The sequence below is a fragment of the Streptomyces bobili genome (assembly GCF_002154575.1).
Classification (GTDB): Bacteria; Actinomycetota; Actinomycetes; order Streptomycetales; family Streptomycetaceae; genus Streptomyces; species Streptomyces bobili.
This window is the reverse complement of the sequence record NZ_MUBA01000193.1, coordinates 1-17868: the sequence shown is the minus strand read 5'-3', so window position 1 is coordinate 17868 and position 17868 is coordinate 1. Positions and strand designations below refer to the sequence as shown.

At 69.6% G+C, this 17868-nt stretch carries 17 protein-coding genes and 2 pseudogenes; 6 read left to right on the top strand and 13 right to left on the bottom strand.

What is annotated here, in order from left to right:
- The 4 genes from BZL64_RS16455 to BZL64_RS16440 form a co-directional block, all read left to right on the top strand.
- A partial coding sequence (locus BZL64_RS16455; RefSeq protein ID WP_244205362.1) for a sensor histidine kinase occupies nt 1–1095 on the top strand: 1095 nt, incomplete at its 5' end.
- On the top strand, nt 1092–1805 hold the full coding sequence (locus tag BZL64_RS16450) for a response regulator (RefSeq protein WP_086769937.1): 714 nt from the start codon (nt 1092–1094) through the stop codon (nt 1803–1805). The genes BZL64_RS16455 and BZL64_RS16450, both read left to right, overlap by 4 nt.
- 108 nt (nt 1806–1913) lie before the next feature.
- Nucleotides 1914–2312 (top strand): OB-fold nucleic acid binding domain-containing protein, encoded by a 399-nt coding sequence (locus BZL64_RS16445; RefSeq protein ID WP_086769936.1) that lies wholly within the window; start codon nt 1914–1916, stop codon nt 2310–2312.
- 3 nt (nt 2313–2315) lie between these two features.
- Nucleotides 2316–3083 (top strand): DUF3159 domain-containing protein, encoded by a 768-nt coding sequence (locus BZL64_RS16440; RefSeq protein ID WP_086769935.1) that lies wholly within the window; start codon nt 2316–2318, stop codon nt 3081–3083.
- A 194-nt stretch (nt 3084–3277) separates the two neighbouring features.
- Here the strand turns inward: BZL64_RS16440 and BZL64_RS16435 are convergent, their stop codons facing one another.
- The gene (locus tag BZL64_RS16435) at nt 3278–3946 is read right to left on the bottom strand and encodes a potassium channel family protein (RefSeq protein ID WP_086769934.1); all 669 of its coding nucleotides are present in this window, start codon (nt 3944–3946) and stop codon (nt 3278–3280) included.
- On the bottom strand, nt 3946–4614 hold the full coding sequence (locus tag BZL64_RS16430; protein ID WP_086769933.1) for a potassium channel family protein: 669 nt from the start codon (nt 4612–4614) through the stop codon (nt 3946–3948). The genes BZL64_RS16435 and BZL64_RS16430 overlap by 1 nt, the downstream gene beginning before the upstream one ends.
- 417 nt (nt 4615–5031) lie before the next feature.
- Between BZL64_RS16430 and BZL64_RS16425 the strand changes: the two genes are divergently transcribed.
- Both BZL64_RS16425 and BZL64_RS16420 read left to right on the top strand, forming a co-directional pair.
- A complete protein-coding gene (locus BZL64_RS16425) occupies nt 5032–7134 on the top strand; it encodes an APC family permease (RefSeq protein WP_086769932.1) in 2103 nt (700 codons plus the stop codon).
- Nucleotides 7135–7225: 91 nt separating this feature from the next.
- Nucleotides 7226–8590: a class I SAM-dependent RNA methyltransferase gene (locus tag BZL64_RS16420; RefSeq protein ID WP_086769931.1), complete on the top strand. Its 1365-nt coding sequence runs from the start codon at nt 7226–7228 to the stop codon at nt 8588–8590.
- A gap of 1434 nt (nt 8591–10024) precedes the next feature.
- Here the strand turns inward: BZL64_RS16420 and BZL64_RS16415 are convergent.
- The 11 genes and pseudogenes from BZL64_RS16415 to BZL64_RS16365 form a co-directional block, all read right to left on the bottom strand.
- Nucleotides 10025–10462 (bottom strand): PH domain-containing protein, encoded by a 438-nt coding sequence (locus BZL64_RS16415; protein WP_086769938.1) that lies wholly within the window; start codon nt 10460–10462, stop codon nt 10025–10027.
- Between the two features lie 32 nt (nt 10463–10494).
- Nucleotides 10495–10785: an HNH/endonuclease VII fold putative polymorphic toxin gene (locus BZL64_RS16410; protein ID WP_244205361.1), complete on the bottom strand. Its 291-nt coding sequence runs from the start codon at nt 10783–10785 to the stop codon at nt 10495–10497.
- 17 nt (nt 10786–10802) lie between these two features.
- Nucleotides 10803–11042: pseudogene (locus tag BZL64_RS16405) on the bottom strand (hypothetical protein); the annotation flags it as partial.
- Nucleotides 11043–11263: 221 nt separating this feature from the next.
- Nucleotides 11264–11512, bottom strand: coding sequence for a hypothetical protein (locus tag BZL64_RS42180; RefSeq protein WP_391006799.1), 249 nt, complete (start codon nt 11510–11512; stop codon nt 11264–11266).
- Between the two features lie 676 nt (nt 11513–12188).
- Complete coding sequence (locus tag BZL64_RS16395; RefSeq protein WP_086769930.1) at nt 12189–13193, bottom strand: MsnO8 family LLM class oxidoreductase; 1005 nt, start codon at nt 13191–13193, stop codon at nt 12189–12191.
- A gap of 91 nt (nt 13194–13284) precedes the next feature.
- Entirely contained in the window at nt 13285–13797 is a 513-nt protein-coding gene (locus tag BZL64_RS16390) for a flavin reductase family protein (RefSeq protein WP_086769929.1), read from the bottom strand.
- A complete protein-coding gene (locus tag BZL64_RS16385; RefSeq protein WP_086769928.1) occupies nt 13794–15134 on the bottom strand; it encodes an NtaA/DmoA family FMN-dependent monooxygenase in 1341 nt (446 codons plus the stop codon). Before BZL64_RS16385 ends, BZL64_RS16390 begins: the two co-directional genes overlap by 4 nt.
- 233 nt (nt 15135–15367) lie before the next feature.
- Nucleotides 15368–16105, bottom strand: coding sequence for an NADPH-dependent F420 reductase (locus BZL64_RS16380; RefSeq protein WP_086769927.1), 738 nt, complete (start codon nt 16103–16105; stop codon nt 15368–15370).
- Between the two features lie 141 nt (nt 16106–16246).
- Nucleotides 16247–16843, bottom strand: a complete 597-nt coding sequence (locus BZL64_RS16375; RefSeq protein WP_086769926.1) for a TetR/AcrR family transcriptional regulator — start codon at nt 16841–16843, stop codon at nt 16247–16249.
- Nucleotides 16844–17034: 191 nt separating this feature from the next.
- A complete protein-coding gene (locus BZL64_RS16370) occupies nt 17035–17238 on the bottom strand; it encodes a hypothetical protein (protein WP_086769925.1) in 204 nt (67 codons plus the stop codon).
- A 343-nt stretch (nt 17239–17581) separates the two neighbouring features.
- Nucleotides 17582–17868, bottom strand: a pseudogene (locus BZL64_RS16365) (colicin immunity domain-containing protein); the annotation flags it as partial.

Genomic DNA, 17868 nt, shown 5'->3' with positions numbered 1-17868 from the left:
CTGCGCGGCGAGACCAGCCTGGAGGCGCTGCTGGAGCGGGTCCGGGAGACCTTCGGCATGGAGTCGGCGGCCCTGCTGGAGCGTGGGGACCAGCTGGCGCCGTGGACCTGCGCGGGCCGGGTCGGCGCCGGGCCTCCCGTGGAGCGGCCGGAGGACGCCGATGTGGACGTGCCCGTCGGGGACCGTCTGGCACTGGCACTCACCGGGCGGGTGCTGCCCGCGGAGGACCGGCGGGTGCTGGCCGCCTTCGCCGCGCAGGCGGTCGTCGTGCTGGACCGGCGGCGCCTTCAGGAGGAGGCCGACCAGGCCCGCACGCTCGCTGAGGGCAACCGGATCCGTACGGCTCTGCTGGCCGCCGTCAGCCACGACCTGCGCACCCCGTTGGCCGGGATCAAGGCGGCGGTGTCGAGTCTGAGATCCGACGACGTGGCCTGGTCCGAGGAAGACCGGGCGGAATTGCTCGAAGGCATCGAGGACGGCGCCGACCGGCTCGACCACCTGGTCGGGAACCTCCTGGACATGTCCCGCCTCCAGACCGGCACCGTCACGCTGATCATCCGGGAGACCGATCTGGACGAGGTCGTGCCGATGGCGCTCGGCGGGGTCCCGGCGGGCAGCGTGACGCTGGACGTCCCGGAGACGCTGCCGATGGTCGCTGTGGACGCCGGACTGCTGGAGCGGTCGGTCGCCAACCTCGTCGAGAACGCGGTGAAGTACAGCCCGCCGGGTACCCCCGTGCTCGTGTCGGCCAGTGCCCTCGCCGGCCGGGTCGAGGTCCGAGTCGTGGACCGTGGGCCGGGCGTGCCCGACGACGCCAAGGAGCGGATCTTCGAGCCGTTCCAGCGATACGGTGACGCTCCCCGGGGAGCCGGGGTGGGCCTGGGCCTGGCGGTCGCGCGCGGCTTCGCCGAGGCGATGGGCGGGACGCTCGATGCCGAGGACACACCGGGCGGGGGACTGACCATGGTGCTCACCGTGCGTGCGGCCGAGGACCGGGGCGCGGCCCGGCCGGGGCCGTCCACCGGCCTTGCGCCCCCCACCGCCGGCGGTCGACCCCAGGAACACCCCGCACCACCAGAAAGGCAGGCTTCATGAGCTCGACCGGGGGGACCCCGCAGAGCGCCACGAGGGTGCTCGTGATCGACGACGAACCGCAGATCGTGCGCGCCCTCGTGATCAACCTCCAAGCCCGCAAGTACGAGGTCGACGCGGCACACGACGGGGCCACCGCGCTCCGGCTCGCCGCCGCCCGGCACCCGGACGTGATCGTGCTCGACCTGGGACTGCCCGACATGGACGGCGTCGAAGTGATCAAGGGGCTGCGCGGCTGGACCCGCGTGCCGATCCTGGTGCTGTCCGCCCGGCACTCCTCGGACGAGAAGGTCGAAGCCCTCGACGCCGGCGCCGACGACTACGTCACCAAGCCCTTCGGCATGGACGAGCTGCTGGCCCGGCTGAGGGCCGCCGTCCGCCGGGCCGAACCCGCGGGCGGGGGAGAGGACGATGCCCTGGTCGAGACCGCCGGGTTCACGGTCGACCTGGGTGCCAAGAAGGTCAACAGAGACGGAAAGGACGTACGGCTCACTCCCACCGAGTGGCATCTGCTGGAGGTGCTGGTGCGCAACACCGGCCGTCTGGTCGGCCAGAAGCAGCTGCTCCAGGAGGTGTGGGGACCGTCGTACGGGACGGAGACGAACTACCTGCGGGTGTACATGGCGCAGCTGCGCAGAAAGCTGGAGGCCGATCCGTCGCATCCCCGGCACTTCATCACGGAACCGGGGATGGGGTACCGATTCGAGAAGTGAGCCACGAGATGTGCGTGCCACCGAAGGGCCGGGACCGGCTGGGGGAGGGGCAGGTGAGCGTCGGCACGCGGGTTCGGGCCCGGAGGGGCGTCCCGGTACGCTTCAGGTATGAGTGCTGTCCCTCGTTCCGAGAAGCCGGCCGGCCGGTTCCGGCGCATGCTCGATCGGCTCTCCTCCTCGCAGGAGGACCTGGAGTCCGAGGAGCTGCGCGAGGACGCCGAGACCGCGGGCTGCACGCGGATCGGAGACTGCCAGGACCGCCAGGTCGTGACGGTTACTGGTACCTTGCGCACGGTCACCCTGCGGCCGCGGGCCGGAGTCCCGGCGCTGGAGGCCGAGCTGTTCGACGGCTCCGCCGCGCTGGACGTGGTGTGGCTGGGCAGACGCTCCATCGTGGGCATAGAGCCCGGGCGCAAGCTCATAGCATCGGGCCGGATCTCGCTGAGCCGGGGCCGCCGGGTGCTGTTCAACCCCAAGTACGAACTGAGACCCCTTGGTAGGGAGTAGCCGGTGACGTCGCTCGACAAGCCGACCGAAGACACTCAGCAGGACGACGCGCGGGCGGTGACGGAGGCCGCGCTGTTCGAGGCGTTCGGCGGAGTGCGGGGCATGGTCGAGACGGTGGTGCCCGGCCTGCTGTTCGTCACGATCTACACGATCAACAAAGACCTGCACATGTCGGCGATCGCCGCGCTGGCGGTGTCGTTGGTCCTGGTCGTGGTCCGCCTGGCCATGAAGGACACCGTGAAGCACGCCTTCAGCGGTGTCTTCGGTGTCGCCTTCGGTGTCGTGTTCGCGATGATGACGGGCAACGCGAAGGACTTCTACCTGCCCGGCATGCTCTACACGCTGGGGCTGTCGATGGCGTACATCATCACGACCCTGTGCGGGGTTCCGCTGCTCGGGCTGATCCTCGGGCCGGTGTTCAAGGAGAACCTCTCCTGGCGGACCCGCAATCCCGGCCGCAAGAAGGCGTACGCGAAGGCCAGTTATGCCTGGGGGCTGATCCTCCTCGCCAAGTGCGCGATTCTCTTCCCGCTGTACTGGTGGGCCGACACCACTCAGCTCGGGTGGGTGCTGATCGCGCTGAAGATTCCGCCGTTCCTGCTGGCCGTGTGGCTGACCTGGGTGTTCCTGGCGAAGGCGCCCGCGCCGATCGATGTCTTCGCCGAGATGGAGGCGGAGGAGAAGGCCGCGGAACTGAAGGCCGCCGAGCTGAAGGGTCCCACGGGGCCGGAGTCCGCGGACGCCGGTCCGCGGCATCGGCGGGACGGGTAGGCATCGGCGGGACGGGTGGCATCGGGGTGCGGCGGCGGTCGGCCTGACGGCTAGGGGCGGCGGGGAGATTTCGTCCCCGCCGCCCCTACCCACCCCGTTTCCGGGGGCTCTGCTCCCAGGCCCTGTTCTGTGCTCCCTGGCCTGCTGTCGGCGCTCCGCGCCTCTTCCTCAAACGCCGGGCAGCGCTGAAAGGATCAGCTCTCGCGGCGTACCGACAGCAGGTCCTCCAACTGTTCCTCTCGGGCCTGGGCGGCCACGAACAGCAGCTCGTCGCCTGCCTCCAGGGAGTCCTCGCGGGACGGGGTGAGGACCCGGGTGCCGCGGATGATGGTCACCAGGGAGGTGTCCTCCGGCCACTCCACGTCGCCGACCTGAGTGCCGGCCAGTGCGGACTCCTCGGGGAGGGTCAGCTCGACGAGGTTGGCGTCGCCGTGACTGAAGCGGAGCAGGCGTACCAGGTCGCCGACGCTCACCGCCTCCTCCACCAGGGCCGACATCAGGCGCGGGGTGGAGACGGCGACGTCTACTCCCCAGGACTCGTTGAACAGCCACTCGTTCTTCGGGTTGTTCACCCGGGCGACGACGCGCGGGACGCCGTACTCCGTCTTCGCGAGCAGGGAGACGACCAGGTTGACCTTGTCGTCGCCCGTGGCGGCGATCACGACGTTGCAGCGCTGCAGGGCCGCCTCGTCGAGGGAGGTGATCTCACAGGCGTCGGCCAGCAGCCACTCCGCCTGGGGGACGCGCTCCACCGAGATGGCGGTCGGCGCCTTGTCGATCAGCAGGATCTCGTGGCCGTTCTCCAGCAGCTCGCCCGCGATCGAGCGGCCGACTGCGCCGGCTCCGGCAATGGCGACCCTCATCAGTGACCGTCCTCCTTGGGGCCCTCGGCGAACGAGGCTTCGACCTTCTCCACGTCATCGGTGCGCATCATGACGTGCACCAGGTCGCCCTCCTGCAGCACCGTCTGCGAGCTGGGCAGGATGGCCTCGCCGAGGCGGGTGAGGAACGCGACGCGGACGCCTGTCTCCTCCTGAAGCCTGCTGATCTTGTGCCCTACCCAGGAGGCGGAGGCGTGGACCTCGGCCAGCTGGACGCCGCCGGTGGGATCACGCCACAGCGGCTCGGAACCCGCGGGAAGCAGCCTGCGCAGCATCTGGTCGGCCGTCCAGCGGACCGTGGCCACCGTCGGGATGCCCAGGCGCTGGTAGACCTCGGCGCGACGGGGGTCGTAGATACGGGCGGCGACGTTCTCTATGCCGAACATCTCGCGGGCCACGCGGGCGGCGATGATGTTGGAGTTGTCGCCGCTGGAGACGGCGGCGAAGGCCCCGGCCTCCTCGATGCCCGCTTCGCGCAGGGTGTCCTGGTCGAAGCCGACCCCGGTGACCCGGCGGCCACCGAACGAGGAGCCAAGACGTCGGAAGGCGGTGGGGTCCTGGTCGATGACGGCGACCGTATGCCCCTGCTGCTCCAGGGTCTGGGCGAGAGCGGAACCCACTCTGCCGCAGCCCATGATGACGATGTGCACGACCGTCCTTCCGAGGTCAAGTGTTGCTGACTTGGCTGTAACAGGGTCTCAGACCGCCGCCCAAGCTACACACGCGCGGTCCGCGGAGGGCACCCCTGTGCACGGTTGACGGTTTCAGCGACGGCTGATGCTCCAGAGACTGAGGAGGGTGAGGATTCCGAGGCCGACGAGGGTGCCGACGGCTCCGATCAGCTCGGCGGTCGTATGCATGGAACCTCCGATGGGGCGGCAGCGGACGGGAATTGTCATATAGGCATGGCGATCGGCGCTGCCCTGGAATCCGCAGCCGCGCCGTGGCTGAATTCACCCGTGAGGCAGACGGAACGCCTGCGCGCCGGGGCCGTGGCGACTCTGTCACCCGACTGAGCCCGGGGGAGGGTGGGCGAGCCCCTGTTCGAAGGCCTACGATGCTCAGTTGTGTCCAAACTGACCGACGTGCCCAAACGGATTCTGATCGGGCGCGCACTGCGCAGTGATCGGCTCGGAGAAACGCTCCTGCCGAAGCGCATCGCCCTACCCGTCTTCGCTTCCGACCCGCTGTCCTCCGTGGCCTACGCGCCCGGGGAAGTACTGCTGGTCCTGTCCATCGCGGGCTTGTCGGCCTACCACTTCAGCCCGTGGATCGCCGTCGCGGTCGTCGTGCTGATGTTCACGGTGGTCGCCTCCTACCGGCAGAACGTCCACGCCTACCCGAGCGGCGGCGGCGACTACGAGGTGGCCAACACCAACCTCGGCCCCAGGGCCGGCCTCACCGTCGCGAGCGCCCTGCTCGTCGACTACGTCCTGACCGTGGCCGTCTCCATCGCCTCAGGCATCGAGAACCTCGGCTCCGCGATCCCTTTCGTCATCGAGCACAAGGTGGCCTGCGCGGTCGCCGTCGTCGTCCTGCTGACGCTGATGAACCTGCGCGGCGTCAAGGAGTCCGGCAAGCTCTTCGCCATTCCGACGTACGTGTTCGTCGCGGGCGTTTTCACCATGGTCGCGTGGGGCGCGTTCCGGGGACTGGTCCTGGACGACAACATGCGGGCGCCGACCGCCGAGTACACGATCAAGCCGGAGCACCAGGGCCTGGCCGGATTCGCCCTGTTCTTCCTCATGCTGCGCGCGTTCTCCTCCGGCTGTGCGGCGCTCACGGGCGTGGAGGCCATCTCCAACGGCGTGCCCGCCTTCCGCAAGCCCAAGTCCAGGAACGCGGCGACGACCCTCGCCGCGATGGGGCTGCTCTCCGTCACCATGTTCTGCGGGATCATCGTGCTGGCCCTGGTCACCGACGTCCGGATGGCCGAGAACCCGGCCGTGGACCTGCTGAGCAACGGGGTCGCGGTCGGCTCCGACTACGTCCAGAACCCGGTGATCAGCCAGGTCGCCGAGGCCGTCTTCGGCAAGGACACCTTCCTCTTCGTCGTCCTCGCCGCGGCCACCGCGCTGGTGCTGTTCCTGGCGGCCAACACCGCCTACAACGGCTTCCCGGTACTCGGCTCGATCCTCGCCCAGGACCGCTACCTGCCCCGCCAGCTGCACACCCGCGGCGACCGCCTGGCGTTCTCCAACGGCATCGTGCTCCTCGCGGGCGCGGCGTCGCTGCTGATCGTCCTGTACGGCGCCGACTCCACGCGGCTGATCCAGCTGTACATCGTCGGCGTGTTCGTGTCCTTCACGCTCAGCCAGACCGGCATGGTCCGGCACTGGAACCGCCACCTGGCGACCGAGACCGACCCGGCCGAGCGCCGCCGCATGGTCCGCTCCCGGGCGATCAACACCTTCGGCGCGTTCTTCACCGGCCTCGTCCTGGTGGTCGTCCTGGTCACCAAGTTCACCCACGGCGCCTGGGTCGCCCTGCTCGGCATGGTGATCTTCTACGGCGTCATGTCCGCGATCCGCCGCCACTACGACGGCGTCTCCGACGAACTGGCCGCACCCGAGGGACCCAGCGACGACAGCGTCCGCCCCTCGCGCGTCCACTCGGTGCTGCTGATCTCCAAGATCCACCGTCCGACGCTGCGAGCCCTCGCCTACGCCAAGCTGATGCGCTCCGACACCCTGGAGGCGCTCACCGTCAACGTCGACCCGGCCGAGACGAAGGCGCTGCGCGCGGAGTGGGAACGGCGCGGCATCGACGTACCGCTGAAGGTCCTCGACTCGCCCTACCGCGAGGTCACGCGGCCGGTCATCGAGTACGTCAAGAGCCTGCGCCGGGAGTCGCCGCGGGATGCCGTGTCGGTGATCATCCCCGAGTACGTGGTCGGCCACTGGTACGAGCAGCTGCTGCACAACCAGAGCGCGCTCCGGCTGAAGGGCCGGCTGCTGTTCACGCCGGGCGTGATGGTGACCTCGGTGCCGTACCAGCTCCAGTCCTCCGAGGTGGCCAAGAAGCGGGCCCGCAAGCGGCAGGAGTGGAACGCTCCGGGTTCCGTGCGGCGTGGTCCCGCGGGCGAGGGGCGCCCGAAGGAGGCGTCCGGCAAGGGTTCGGCAGGCTCCCCGGACACGCCCGGACCGGACTCTCCGGGTCCCCAGGCCTGACCTGATCATGGTGAGCGGCCGGACAGCAGCCACGTAGACTGGTGGGCTGTTGTCCGGCCGTACCTCGTTCGAGTAGTGGAGTCACCCCGCCATGCAGGCAGAACCGAAGAACTCGCAGGCGGACCCGCAGGCGGACTCGCCGGCACGCTCCCTCGTCGGCGAGGAGTACGAGGTCGAGGTCGGCCCCGTCGCCCACGGCGGCCACTGCATCGCCCGCACCGCCGAGGGCCAGGTGCTGTTCGTCCGGCACACGCTGCCGGGCGAGCGGGTCGTGGCCCGGGTGACGGACGGCGAGGAAGGCGCGCGGTTCCTGCGCGCGGACGCGGTGCGCGTGCTGGAACCGTCGAAGGACCGCGTCGAGGCACCCTGCCCGTACGCCGGACCCGGCCGCTGCGGCGGCTGCGACTGGCAGCACGCCAAGCCGGGCGCCCAGCGCCGGCTCAAGGGCGAGGTGATCACCGAGCAGCTCAAGCGGCTCGCGGGCCTCACGCCCGAGGAAGCCGGCTGGGACGGCACCGTGATGCCGGCCGAGGGCGACAAGCTCCCGCCGGGCCAGGTTCCGCAGTGGCGCACGCGCGTGCAGTACGCGGTCGACGCCGACGGCAACGCCGGACTGCGCCGCCACCGCTCGCACGAGGTCGAGCCCATCGAGCACTGCATGATCGCCGCCGAGGGCGTCAGCGAGCTGGGCATCGAGCAGCGGGACTGGAGCGGCATGGTCTCCGTCGACGCCATCGCGGCGACGGGATCACAGGACCGCATGGTGATCCTCGAACCCCGGCCCGGCGCCCGCCTCCCCCTCGTCGAACTCGACAAGCCCGTCTCCGTGATGCGCGTCGAGGAGCACGACGGTGGCATCCACCGCGTCCACGGCCGCGCGTTCGTGCGCGAGCGCGCCGACGGCCGGACGTACCGCGTCGGCAGCGGCGGCTTCTGGCAGGTCCACCCGCAGGCCGCCGACACCCTCGTCAAGGCGGTCATGCAGGGCCTGCTGCCGCGCAAGGGCGACATGGCGCTCGACCTGTACTGCGGCGTCGGCCTCTTCGCGGGCGCCCTCGCCGACCGCCTCGGCGACAAGGGCGCGGTGCTCGGCATCGAGTCCGGCAAGCGCGCCGTCGAGGACGCCCGCCACAACCTCGCCGGCTTCGACCGCGTGCGGATCGAGCAGGGCAAGGTCGAGAGCGTGCTCCCGCGTACGGGGATCAGCGAGGTCGACCTGATCGTCCTCGACCCGCCGCGAGCGGGAGCGGGCCGCAAGACGGTCGAGCACCTGTCGTCCCTGAAGGCGCGGAAGATCGCCTACGTCGCCTGCGACCCCGCCGCGCTGGCCCGGGACCTGGGGTACTTCCGGGACGGGGGGTACCGGGTGCGGACTCTTAGGGCGTTCGATCTGTTTCCGATGACCCACCACGTGGAGTGTGTCGCGATCCTTGAACCGGTCGCGAAGGGTAACTGACCTGCGGGTTTGCTGGTCAGTAGGCTTGTCTTGGACGCACTCCCACGTGTATCCCAGAAACCAGGAGGTGGAGCGCCCGGCACTTCTGTCTCCGCCCTCAGATGGTCACTGACCTGCCGCTTCGGGAGACGGTACGCGAGGTGGCGTAGCAGGGGGGCGGCTAGGACAGGAAGTCTCTCTTCACGGGCTGACGCTCATTCGACGCCTGTTCTGATGCGATGTCAGGGTGACGGCCGCCGCAGCGGAGGGGCGGGAGTCGCCACGCCCCGCCTCAGCTGGGGCCGCTGCCGCCCCGCTGAGCCGACGCATCGGATGGGCAAAGCCGGCTTGCGTCCGCTACACGGTGCCAACGCGCGCGTTGCGTTGATCACGTTCCGGTACGCACGTGCCCCTGTAGCGGACTTCGCCGGCGCGGATTCGCGGGCAGATCGCTCGGTTGCATGGTTTCTGTCGTATGCGGTCAACCGTCCTGTTCGGTGGAAGACACGCTCATGGAGGCGCAACGGTTTTCGCCCCAATGTTCCGGGCTGTCACCAGCGCGCCTAGAAACGCCTTCCCGGGCCGCGCGAACGGCGGTCTGGAGTCCGGCGTCGTCGAGATCGCCGGGTTCCGCGAGTTCAGGGTCGACCGGGTAGTCCCTCGAGGATCATGAACACTTGGTCGAAGAGATCCTCGAGCGCCCCCAGGACTTCCCGGGTCGACGTCGCCCGGGTGGGACCACGCCCTCTGGCCGGGGGGTGAGAGGTGGCCACGGCCGTGAGTGCGGGGGTGACGTTTCCGGAGAGCGCGCGCATGACGGCCGAAGCGTGCGCGTGCTGTGTCGGTGCTCGTTGACGGCCGCGGCCATGAAAGCGGCGGTCTCCGCGATCAGTGCATAGCCTTCTTCCGGATAAAGCACGGCTCCTTGCACATCGGATGTGCCCAGCAGGAGCGCTGGGCGGATGCCCGTGCAGTCCGCGTCGGTGGGAAGCCGGGACGTGGCACCGGGCTTGCCGGCGAGGCTCGTGGTGAGGATGTGGGAGGCCCCGCGGCACGGCAGCCGTCCGTGATCCGGCGAGCCAGCGTCGCGTCGATCTGCGCGCCCACAGGCGCCGGGGCCACCGACTTCCCAAGCAGCCAGGACGAGGTGAAAGTGCCGTCCGTATCGAGCACGATCCTCAGGTCCGATGACTTTCCGTGTTCTGGACCGGTCACCACAGAAACCCTTTGTCGATGATTCCCTGGAACTGTTTGGCGCCGAGTTTCCAGGCCGACCAGAATCTGCCATCGGCGTGCAGCATGACCATCTTCTGGGATGCCGGGTCGATGAACCCGACCGCCGGTCCCTTGATTCCTGTAGTCGTACCGGTAGATCTACCGAGCCCTGACCAGCACACCGACTGAACGCATCACTCAAACCGACCGGGAAATGAGGCTCGTGACGCTCATCGGACCTCAGAATTCGTGCACTACGACCCAGTAGTCGGATTCTTCGACCGAGGTGGCACACAGGTGGCGGCCGTTAACCGAAACGGCAATGAACTCGGGTGAACCCGTCGCCGCGCAGATACGGGACGGGAGGTTCTTGCCGACCGGGTCTTTTACCCGCACCCAGCCGACCTGGCTCCCGCCAGGTACAGGCGGGAGGATCAAGAACTCTCCGTGCTCGCCGTAGAGCGAAACTTGTGCAGCATGGCGATGCCACGCCTCGTCCAGTTCGTCGGCGGCGTGGGGGGAGGAGGCGGGGGTTGCGGTGACCGGCTCCACCTCGAATCCGCTGACCGCATAGATGGCGGCGTTCACAGGTGGGCCGTCAGATGCCGCCTTCCCCGTCACCTCAAGCCCGCAGCGCCCAAGGGCGTCCAGCCACTCCGGTTCCTGCCGGTCGTTCATGATCTCTGACCTTTCGTCGGCCCTCACGGCATTCAGCCGCCTTCGTAGAACAGGTGATGATCGCCACCCGGTTTGTTTCCCTTGGCATATCTCTCCATGGACTCCGGATATCCAAGACTCCCGTCGGGCCGCTGCACCCTGGCGTTGTCCCAGCCGAAGTTGACGAGGTTCCGGGTGTCATCAATCTTCGGTTTGCCGGCATGGAAGTGAGGGCCTGCCGGATCGTGGGTGTGCTCGACGACGACACGCGAGCCGCTGTCTGTTTCGAACTGCCGGAAATTACCCCAATGTGCCGGGTCGGGTGAGTAAACATAATCCGGCACGTGCTTCAGGTGCTTGTTTCGGTGGCGATGTCGACGGCCAGACCGGCCGGCTCGCCCAGCGCGGGCACGATCTCGTCCACGATGCGCGCGCCGAGCAACGCCGCGTACTCCATGGGCTGGTCACCGGGCCCGTGATGCAGGGCGAACCGGGCCAGCGCGGACTCGTCGGTGAACCCGCAGATCCACCGCACCCCGCCCGAACGCACCGACCACAACCCCCCGTCGGCCACCGGCACCAGCAGCACCGACCGCCGCATCTCGCCGACCAGGGCACGGGGGTCGTCGCCTCCCCATCTGCGCTCGGCGATCCGCTCGGCGAGCTCGGCCTGGGGCTGCTGCACGGACCCTCCTCGTCCTAGGTGACTCATGGCACCGTAGATCAAGAGGCACGCGAACATGTCGGTGGTTCTCCTGGAAGCGCATTATGGCCCTGCATGTCGCCCTCATTTCGAGACCGCTGTGGAAACAGGGCCAGTCCTCACGTGCAGATTCGCGCCAGGAGCCGGGTGTGCAGGTTCGGCATGTCCGTCACGCGGCCGCCCGGGTGTGGGACGCGAGCTTGCGGAAAGCGTCTTCCCACACGGCGCGCGGTACGGCCGACGAGTGTGCGCAGCACCGGCCACAGCTCGAGGAGCAATTCCTGGTTGAGGTAACGGGGCAGGTCATCCCGCAGACCCTCGTGCAGGACAGCGCGGTACAGGCCCATGCGCTGGCGAATCTTGTTCATGTCGTACGAGTCATCCCTGGCCGGGCCATGTGCAATGGCAGCTCCACAACCCCCTGGGCCGGGCCGTGCAACTCGTCCAGCGACTCCGGCAGCCGGAGCCGGAACTTCTCCCGGTACAGCGCGAGGTCCTCGGCGACTGCGCCCCAGACGTCGCTCGGCGTGGGTGCGGGCGGGCCGTGGGCTGGAGGGCGTGACTCCAATATGGCGGTCTCAGAAGCGGTGCGGGTCATGATGTTCGAGCCTGCGTCCGGAGTGAGCAGGAGCGGGCTCGTGCAGGTGAGCTGGTCGTGGCGGCCTCTTCCGCCCGAAGAGGAGTGATGGACGGTTGGTCATGACGCTCATTTGACGCTCTGGGCGCCCGCACCCTGGACAGAGAGTCGATAGGGCGGCTCTGACCTGTGCTTTTCTGTGACTCGTCCAGGCCGACATCTTTCCGATGACGCACCATGTGGAGTGCGTGGCGATTCTGGAGCCGGTGGCGAAGGGACTCTGACCTGGGTGCGGGCGGGGCGTCCGCTCCATCAGCACCGGGCCCGACGTACTCGAGGGCATCGGCGGCACTGGTCACCAAGCAGGTTCTCCACTCGCGGCCGTGCGGTGGCCGGCCTGGTCAGGCCGAAGCGCTCAAGTACATGCACAGCTTCCTGCATGTCGGTGAAGCCGAACGCGTCGCCACCTACCGGCCGTTCACCACTTGGGCGAGCAGGGTGCGGGAGTGGGCGCGTGTTGCGGGATCCGCGACCATGTCCTGGACCATGACCTCCTCGACGCCGGCGGCCTTGGTCATCTGCTCCAGCTGGTCCCGTACGGTCTGTGGGCTGCCGGCGATCTGGAGGGGCCAGCGTCCGTCGGTGATGACCGTAGGGGCGTCCTTCTGCGCCTGGGTGAGTTCTCGCGCGGCCTCTTCGACTGTGGGCACCTGTGCACGGGTGCCGTTGCGGGCCAGGCGCGCCATCAGGGCCGTCCGGGTCCAACTGAGCCGCCGGGCCTCGGCGTCGGTGTCGGCCACCACGACGCTGAGGGACAGGATTCCGCCCCGCCCGGACCGACTTCCGGCAGCGTGGGCGCCGTGGCGGAGCAGGGACCGGATGGCGCCGCCGGGGTCGATGAAGCCCGCGAACGCGTAGCCGAGGCCGAGCCGTCCGGCCATCTGGGCGCTGGAGCCGGAGGAGCCGAGGATCCACACCTCGGGTCGGGAGGGGATGCCGGCCGTCGGGTCGAGGCGCGCGAACGGGTGGTCGGTGGGGAAGCCGCCCTCGAGGTGGGCGAGGATCTCCTGCACCTGGTCCGCGAAGTCGTCGGTGGGCGGCACCCCTCGGTCGCGGCGCAGGGCGAGGTCGACGACGGGGCCCGCGGTGGCGCGGCCGAGGCCCAGGTCGATGCGGCCGGGGGCGAGGGCTTCGAGCAGGAGGAAGTTCTCGACGACCTTGTAGGGGCTGTAGTGGTTGAGCAGGACCGCGCCGGAGCCGACCCGGATGCGGGAAGTCGCTGTGGCCGCGAGGGCGATGAGGATTTCGGGGGCCGAGGAGGCGGCACTGGCGGCGTCGTGGTGCTCGGCGTACCAGATGCGGTGGTATCCGAGATCCTCGGCCTGCTGTGCTGCGGCGACGGCCTCCTTGAGGGCCTGCGGTTTGTCGCTGTCGGGGGCGACGCCGGCGAGTTCGACGAGGGAGAGCTTCATGGTCGGTGTGTCCTTGCTGTCGGCCCTGATGACGGGCCGCGGGAGGGCCTTCGGTGCGGCGCGGTGCGAACCGGTGACTGGTGATCCGTGGTCAGACGGCCCGCGGGGTGTGTGTACCGAAGGAACGCTGGTGGTAGGTGAGGGGGCGTGGGCCGCCCGTAGCCGCCTCGGCCGCGGTGACGTGGGCGAGCAGAACGGTGTGGTCCCCTGCCGCGACGTACTCCTGGACCTCGGCGGCGATCCAGGACGCCGAGCCCGGCAGGCGGGGCAGTCCCTGGCTCGTCGACCATGGGATGCCGTCGAACCTGTCCGGGCCCGAGCGGGCGAAGGCCGTGGCGAGCTCGGCCTGGTGTGCGCCCAGGACATTGATGCCGAAGCGGCCGGTGCGGCGGACGAGCGCGAGGAGTCGGGAGTGGTTGTCCAGGGACACCAGCACCATCGGGGGTGTCAGGGACAGGGAGGTGAAGGCGCTGACCGTGGTGCCGTGCGGGTGCCCGTCGTCCATCGCGGTGACCACGGCTACCGGGGAGGCTACGGCGGCCATGGCGTCGCGGAACACGTGCGGGGGCTCGGTGCCGGACGGTTGCTCGGTGGTGGTGGTCATGACCGGGCCGGCTTCGTGACGCGCGGGTCGAGACCGTACTGCTCGGGGGCGCCGAGGTGGTCGCGCAGGGTGGAGCCTTCGTAGTCCTCGTGGAAGAGGCCGCGATCCTGAAGGATGGGGACGACCTGGTCGCTGAAGGCGTCGAAGCCGTCGTGGAAGCCGTCCAGGGCGATCGAGAAGCCGTCGCAGGCCCCTGCCTCGAACCACTCCTGCATGTGGTCGGCCACGTCGGCGGCGGTGCCGGCCACCACCGGGTGGTAGTCGATGACGCCGTGGGCGATCACGTCGCGCAACGTCCAGCCCTGCCGGGCCACTTCGAGGGCGCGGGCGGAGCGCGGATCGTGCGGGCTGGGCACGGCGTCGGCCAGCTGCTCGGCGGTCAGCGGCTCGTCGAGCCGGCCGGGGCCGAGCGGCAGGCCGATCATGGCGCCGAGGTAGCGCACGCGCTGGTGCAGGTCGACGACCTCGTCCAGGAAGCGGCGCCGCTCCAGGGCGGCCTGGCGGGAGGCGGCGATGGTCGGCATGAAGCCGGCGAGCATCTTCACCTCGTCCGGGTCGCGTCCGGCGCGCTTGGCGGCGTCCCGCAGGGCCTCACGCTGGGCTCGGGCGTCCTCGACGGTGTACGGGTTGGCGTAGACGCCACTCGCGTACCGGCCCGCGATCTCCAGGCCGTAACTGCCGCCTCCCGCCTGGAAGATGACCGGCTGGCCCTGCTCGGACGGGGGGATGGGCAGCGGGCCGCGGGAGGCGACGTGCTTGCCCTGGAGGTTGACCGGCTGGATCTTGTCCATGTCGGCGTACCGCTTGTTCTCGACGTCGAGCAGCAAGGCGTCCTTCTCCCAGCTGCCCCAGAGCGCCTGCACGATCTGGATGACCTCGTGGGCACGCTCGTACTTCTCCGCGCGTGGCGGGATCGTCGCGCCGAAGTTCGCGGCGGCCGCGGGGTCGGAGGTGGTCACCGCGTTCCAGCCGGCCCGGCCGTGGCTGATCACGTCCAGGGCCTTGAACTGGCGGGCGAGGTTGTAGGGCTCGCTGAACGTGGTGGAGGCGGTGGTGACCAGGCCGATCCGCTCGGTCTCGCGCGCGAGGACGGTCAGGAGCAGCATCGGGTCGATCATGTGGTGCGGGGCCTGGCGGTCGAGGTCCATGTCCAGGACCGGGGTGTCCGCGATGAACAGCAGCTGGACCTTGCCGCGCTCGGCGGCCTGCGCGTACCGCACGAACTGGTCCATGTCCGTGTAGCTGTTCAGGTTTGCGCCCGGCAGCCGCCAGGCCCCGGGCTCGGCCCCGTATCCGCCGCTGAACTGCATGCCCAGGACCATCTGCCGGCTTGTCATGGTTGCTCCTCGGGAGGATGGGGCGAGAATAAACGGAGGACGCCTCCGTTTACCTTTTCGAAGATACGGAGGCTGCCTCCGAATTGTCAAAAGGTGGCGGGCCCACGCGCTCTTCGTGCTCGCGTCGGTGTTGGTGACATGCCGGCGAGGCCGCTCGCGTGGCGTGGTGTGCGCGCGGGTGGCCTCGCGGGGTGGTGGTCCCGGGCGGTGGTGCCGGGCGGTGGCTCAGTTGCTCAGCGGTGGGCGGCGCGGTTCATCTCGACGACGTCGTCGACGGTGGGATCGGCACCGAGGGCGGCGAAGCGTTCCGGGAGGCTGTCGCGGACGCGCGCGTCCTTGGCGCGGTCGGCCGCGGCCAGGGCGGCGGGGAGCTCGTCGAGGGTCAGTTCGGTGCAGTAGGCGGGGCTGTTCGGCTGCTGGCGCCAGGAGTCGGCCAGTGTGCCGGCGTCGTAGGGGTCGAAGCCGGTGTCGTCCACCAGGCTCATCGCCAGCTTCCGCGCCTCTTCGGAGTCGCTGGCGACCGGGATGGCGATACGGCCGGCGGTTCCCGCCGGGACGCCCCGAGTGCGCTGGGTGCCGGCCAGTGCGGCGTTCCATGCCTTGACGACGGGACGGCCGAGCTGCTCGGCGGTGTACACGCTCTCCACCTGGCCGTTGTCCACCGCCTCGATCGGCTCGCTGAGCATGCCGGGGTAGTAGTTCGCGGTGTCGATGACCACCGTCTCGTCGGGCACTGACGCGAACAGGTCCGCCAGTTGCCCCGCCACCCCGAACGGGATCGACAGGACGATCACGTCGCTGCCCTGGACCGACTCCTCCAGGGCCACCGCGCGGGCTCCGGACTCCAGCACCTCGGCCGCTACGGCCTCACGGCCGCGGGCGTCGGCGACTCGGACGTCGTGACCGGCCGCGCTGAGCTTGGCGGCGAGATTCCCGCCGATGGCTCCGGCGCCTATAACGGTGATTTTCATGATTTGTCCTCTGCTGGGTCGTGCTGCCGCCCGGGAGGGCGGAGCAAGGTGACGGCTGTGTGTGGTCGAGCGGCCTGGCGCTTGCGTGCCGTGCCGTGCCGGGCCGGCCGGGGTGTCCGGCGGTTACGCCTGGGTGTGCGGTTACGCCGTGGCGTCCGCTCGCTCGCGGTAACCGCTCGCGATCAGCGCGCGAAGTCGTCCGAGCGACTCCTCGTCGGTGTCGTTGCCCTTGATCCAGGCAAGGGAGCAGGCCGCGAGGAACAGGTCGTACCCCTGGACCGACGCCCGCACGTGCCCCGCGCGCTGGGCCGCTCGCACGTACTGGTCGGTGGCGGTGATGAGGATGTCGCAGGGAATCGTGAGCGGGCTGTCCGGCTCCTGCGCCCGAGCCGCGGCCATGAGCGGTTCCGGAAGGCCGCTGTAGGCGCTGAAGTACTCCTCCATCGCCCGCAGCCACTGCTCCAACGCCTCGGCGGCGTCGCCGAGTTGCTCGATGTCCGCCTGGCGGGCCACGAGTTCCTCGGAGCGGGTCTGCAGCACCGCCGCGAGCAGCGCCTCGCGGGTGGGGAAATGCCGGTACAGGGTGCCGGGCCCGACGCCCGCCTCCTTGGCCACCGCCTCCAGGGACGTGCCGACCCCGTGCCGCAGGAAGTGCCGCTGCGCGGTCTCCAGGAGGGTCGCACGGTTGCGCTGGACGTCCGCACGGGGCTTGCGCCCCTGCTGTCCGCTGGTGGCCATGCGTCCTCCTGTCTCGGGTGTACGCGGACGCAGCAAAAACGGATGCTGCCTCCGTACAGGTTCGAGCGTAAAGCGGAGGCAGCATCCGGTCAAGCCGGCGAGCGATCCACGGAGCCCGGACCTGGCAGGGCTGCGACTCTCCACGAGGCCGGAGCGCTCGAGCAGCCGTACGGCGGCTTCTCGGTTGGCAGTCACCACGGGTCGGGGTCGGGGTCGGTGTATGCGGTGGTGAGGTGGCGCGCGGGGTCGGCGAGGCTCCAGCCGACGACGTTGCCGTGCTGGACGAGGAGCGCCACGTCAGGGGCGATGCCGATGCGGGCGTCCAGTGGCTCGTCGAGGACGTCGAGGTCGCGCAGACAGGTCAGCAGGGTGTCCCTGGGGGCGCGGCACAGCACCGCGCACCTCTCATGCCGGAAGTCCCGGACCTCATCGGCACGCAGCCCGCCCGCGCGTACTGCGGGTGTGAGGGGAAGGCAGGCGGCCTCCTCGGCGGATGCGGACTCTTCCGGCCAGTGGAATCGAGCCCTGACCAGCTCTCGGCCTGCCTTGTCGAACCGGATGATGTCGGGCGCGTCCCGTAGCTAGTCCTAGCTGCCGAAGGTGTCCGTGAGGACCGCTCACGCTCCATCACGTTCGCGAAGTGCGCGATGTCCACGGAGTGGCCGAAGCAGGGGGTGATGTGCAGCGGATCGTCCGTCACCGTTGCACGCCAGCCGCCGTCGAAGGTCAGTCGTGTCGTCATCGGCGGCGAAACCCCTCCCAGGCCGCGCCTACGGCGATCCGCAGCCCGGCGTCGTCGAGATCGCCGGGTTCCGTGAGGTCGGGGTCGACCGCGTAGTCCTCAAGGATCATGAACACGTGGTCGAAGAGACCGCCGAGCGCGCCTTGGAGACGTTCCCCGTTCGCCTGGGAAGCGCGTCGCGCCTTCCACCAGCCGTGTGCGAAGTCCGGTGCGGAGCACTTCCCGTCGGTGAACGCGTCCAGCAGTGCCAGTTGTTGTGCTGCCGCACCGGACTTCGCACACG

Coding starts and splice junctions, on each gene's coding strand:
- BZL64_RS16435 (WP_086769934.1), bottom strand. CDS start 3,946: ATGAGGGTCGCCATTGCCGGAGCCGGCGCAGTCGGCCGCTCGATCGCG.
- BZL64_RS16385 (WP_086769928.1), bottom strand. CDS start 15,134: ATGACAAGCCGGCAGATGGTCCTGGGCATGCAGTTCAGCGGCGGATAC.
- BZL64_RS16395 (WP_086769930.1), bottom strand. CDS start 13,193: ATGAAGCTCTCCCTCGTCGAACTCGCCGGCGTCGCCCCCGACAGCGAC.
- BZL64_RS16415 (WP_086769938.1), bottom strand. CDS start 10,462: ATGAACGACCGGCAGGAACCGGAGTGGCTGGACGCCCTTGGGCGCTGC.
- BZL64_RS16450 (WP_086769937.1), top strand. CDS start 1,092: ATGAGCTCGACCGGGGGGACCCCGCAGAGCGCCACGAGGGTGCTCGTG.
- BZL64_RS16390 (WP_086769929.1), bottom strand. CDS start 13,797: ATGACCACCACCACCGAGCAACCGTCCGGCACCGAGCCCCCGCACGTG.
- BZL64_RS16445 (WP_086769936.1), top strand. CDS start 1,914: ATGAGTGCTGTCCCTCGTTCCGAGAAGCCGGCCGGCCGGTTCCGGCGC.
- BZL64_RS16380 (WP_086769927.1), bottom strand. CDS start 16,105: ATGAAAATCACCGTTATAGGCGCCGGAGCCATCGGCGGGAATCTCGCC.
- BZL64_RS16375 (WP_086769926.1), bottom strand. CDS start 16,843: ATGGCCACCAGCGGACAGCAGGGGCGCAAGCCCCGTGCGGACGTCCAG.
- BZL64_RS42180 (WP_391006799.1), bottom strand. CDS start 11,512: ATGAACAAGATTCGCCAGCGCATGGGCCTGTACCGCGCTGTCCTGCAC.
- BZL64_RS16420 (WP_086769931.1), top strand. CDS start 7,226: ATGCAGGCAGAACCGAAGAACTCGCAGGCGGACCCGCAGGCGGACTCG.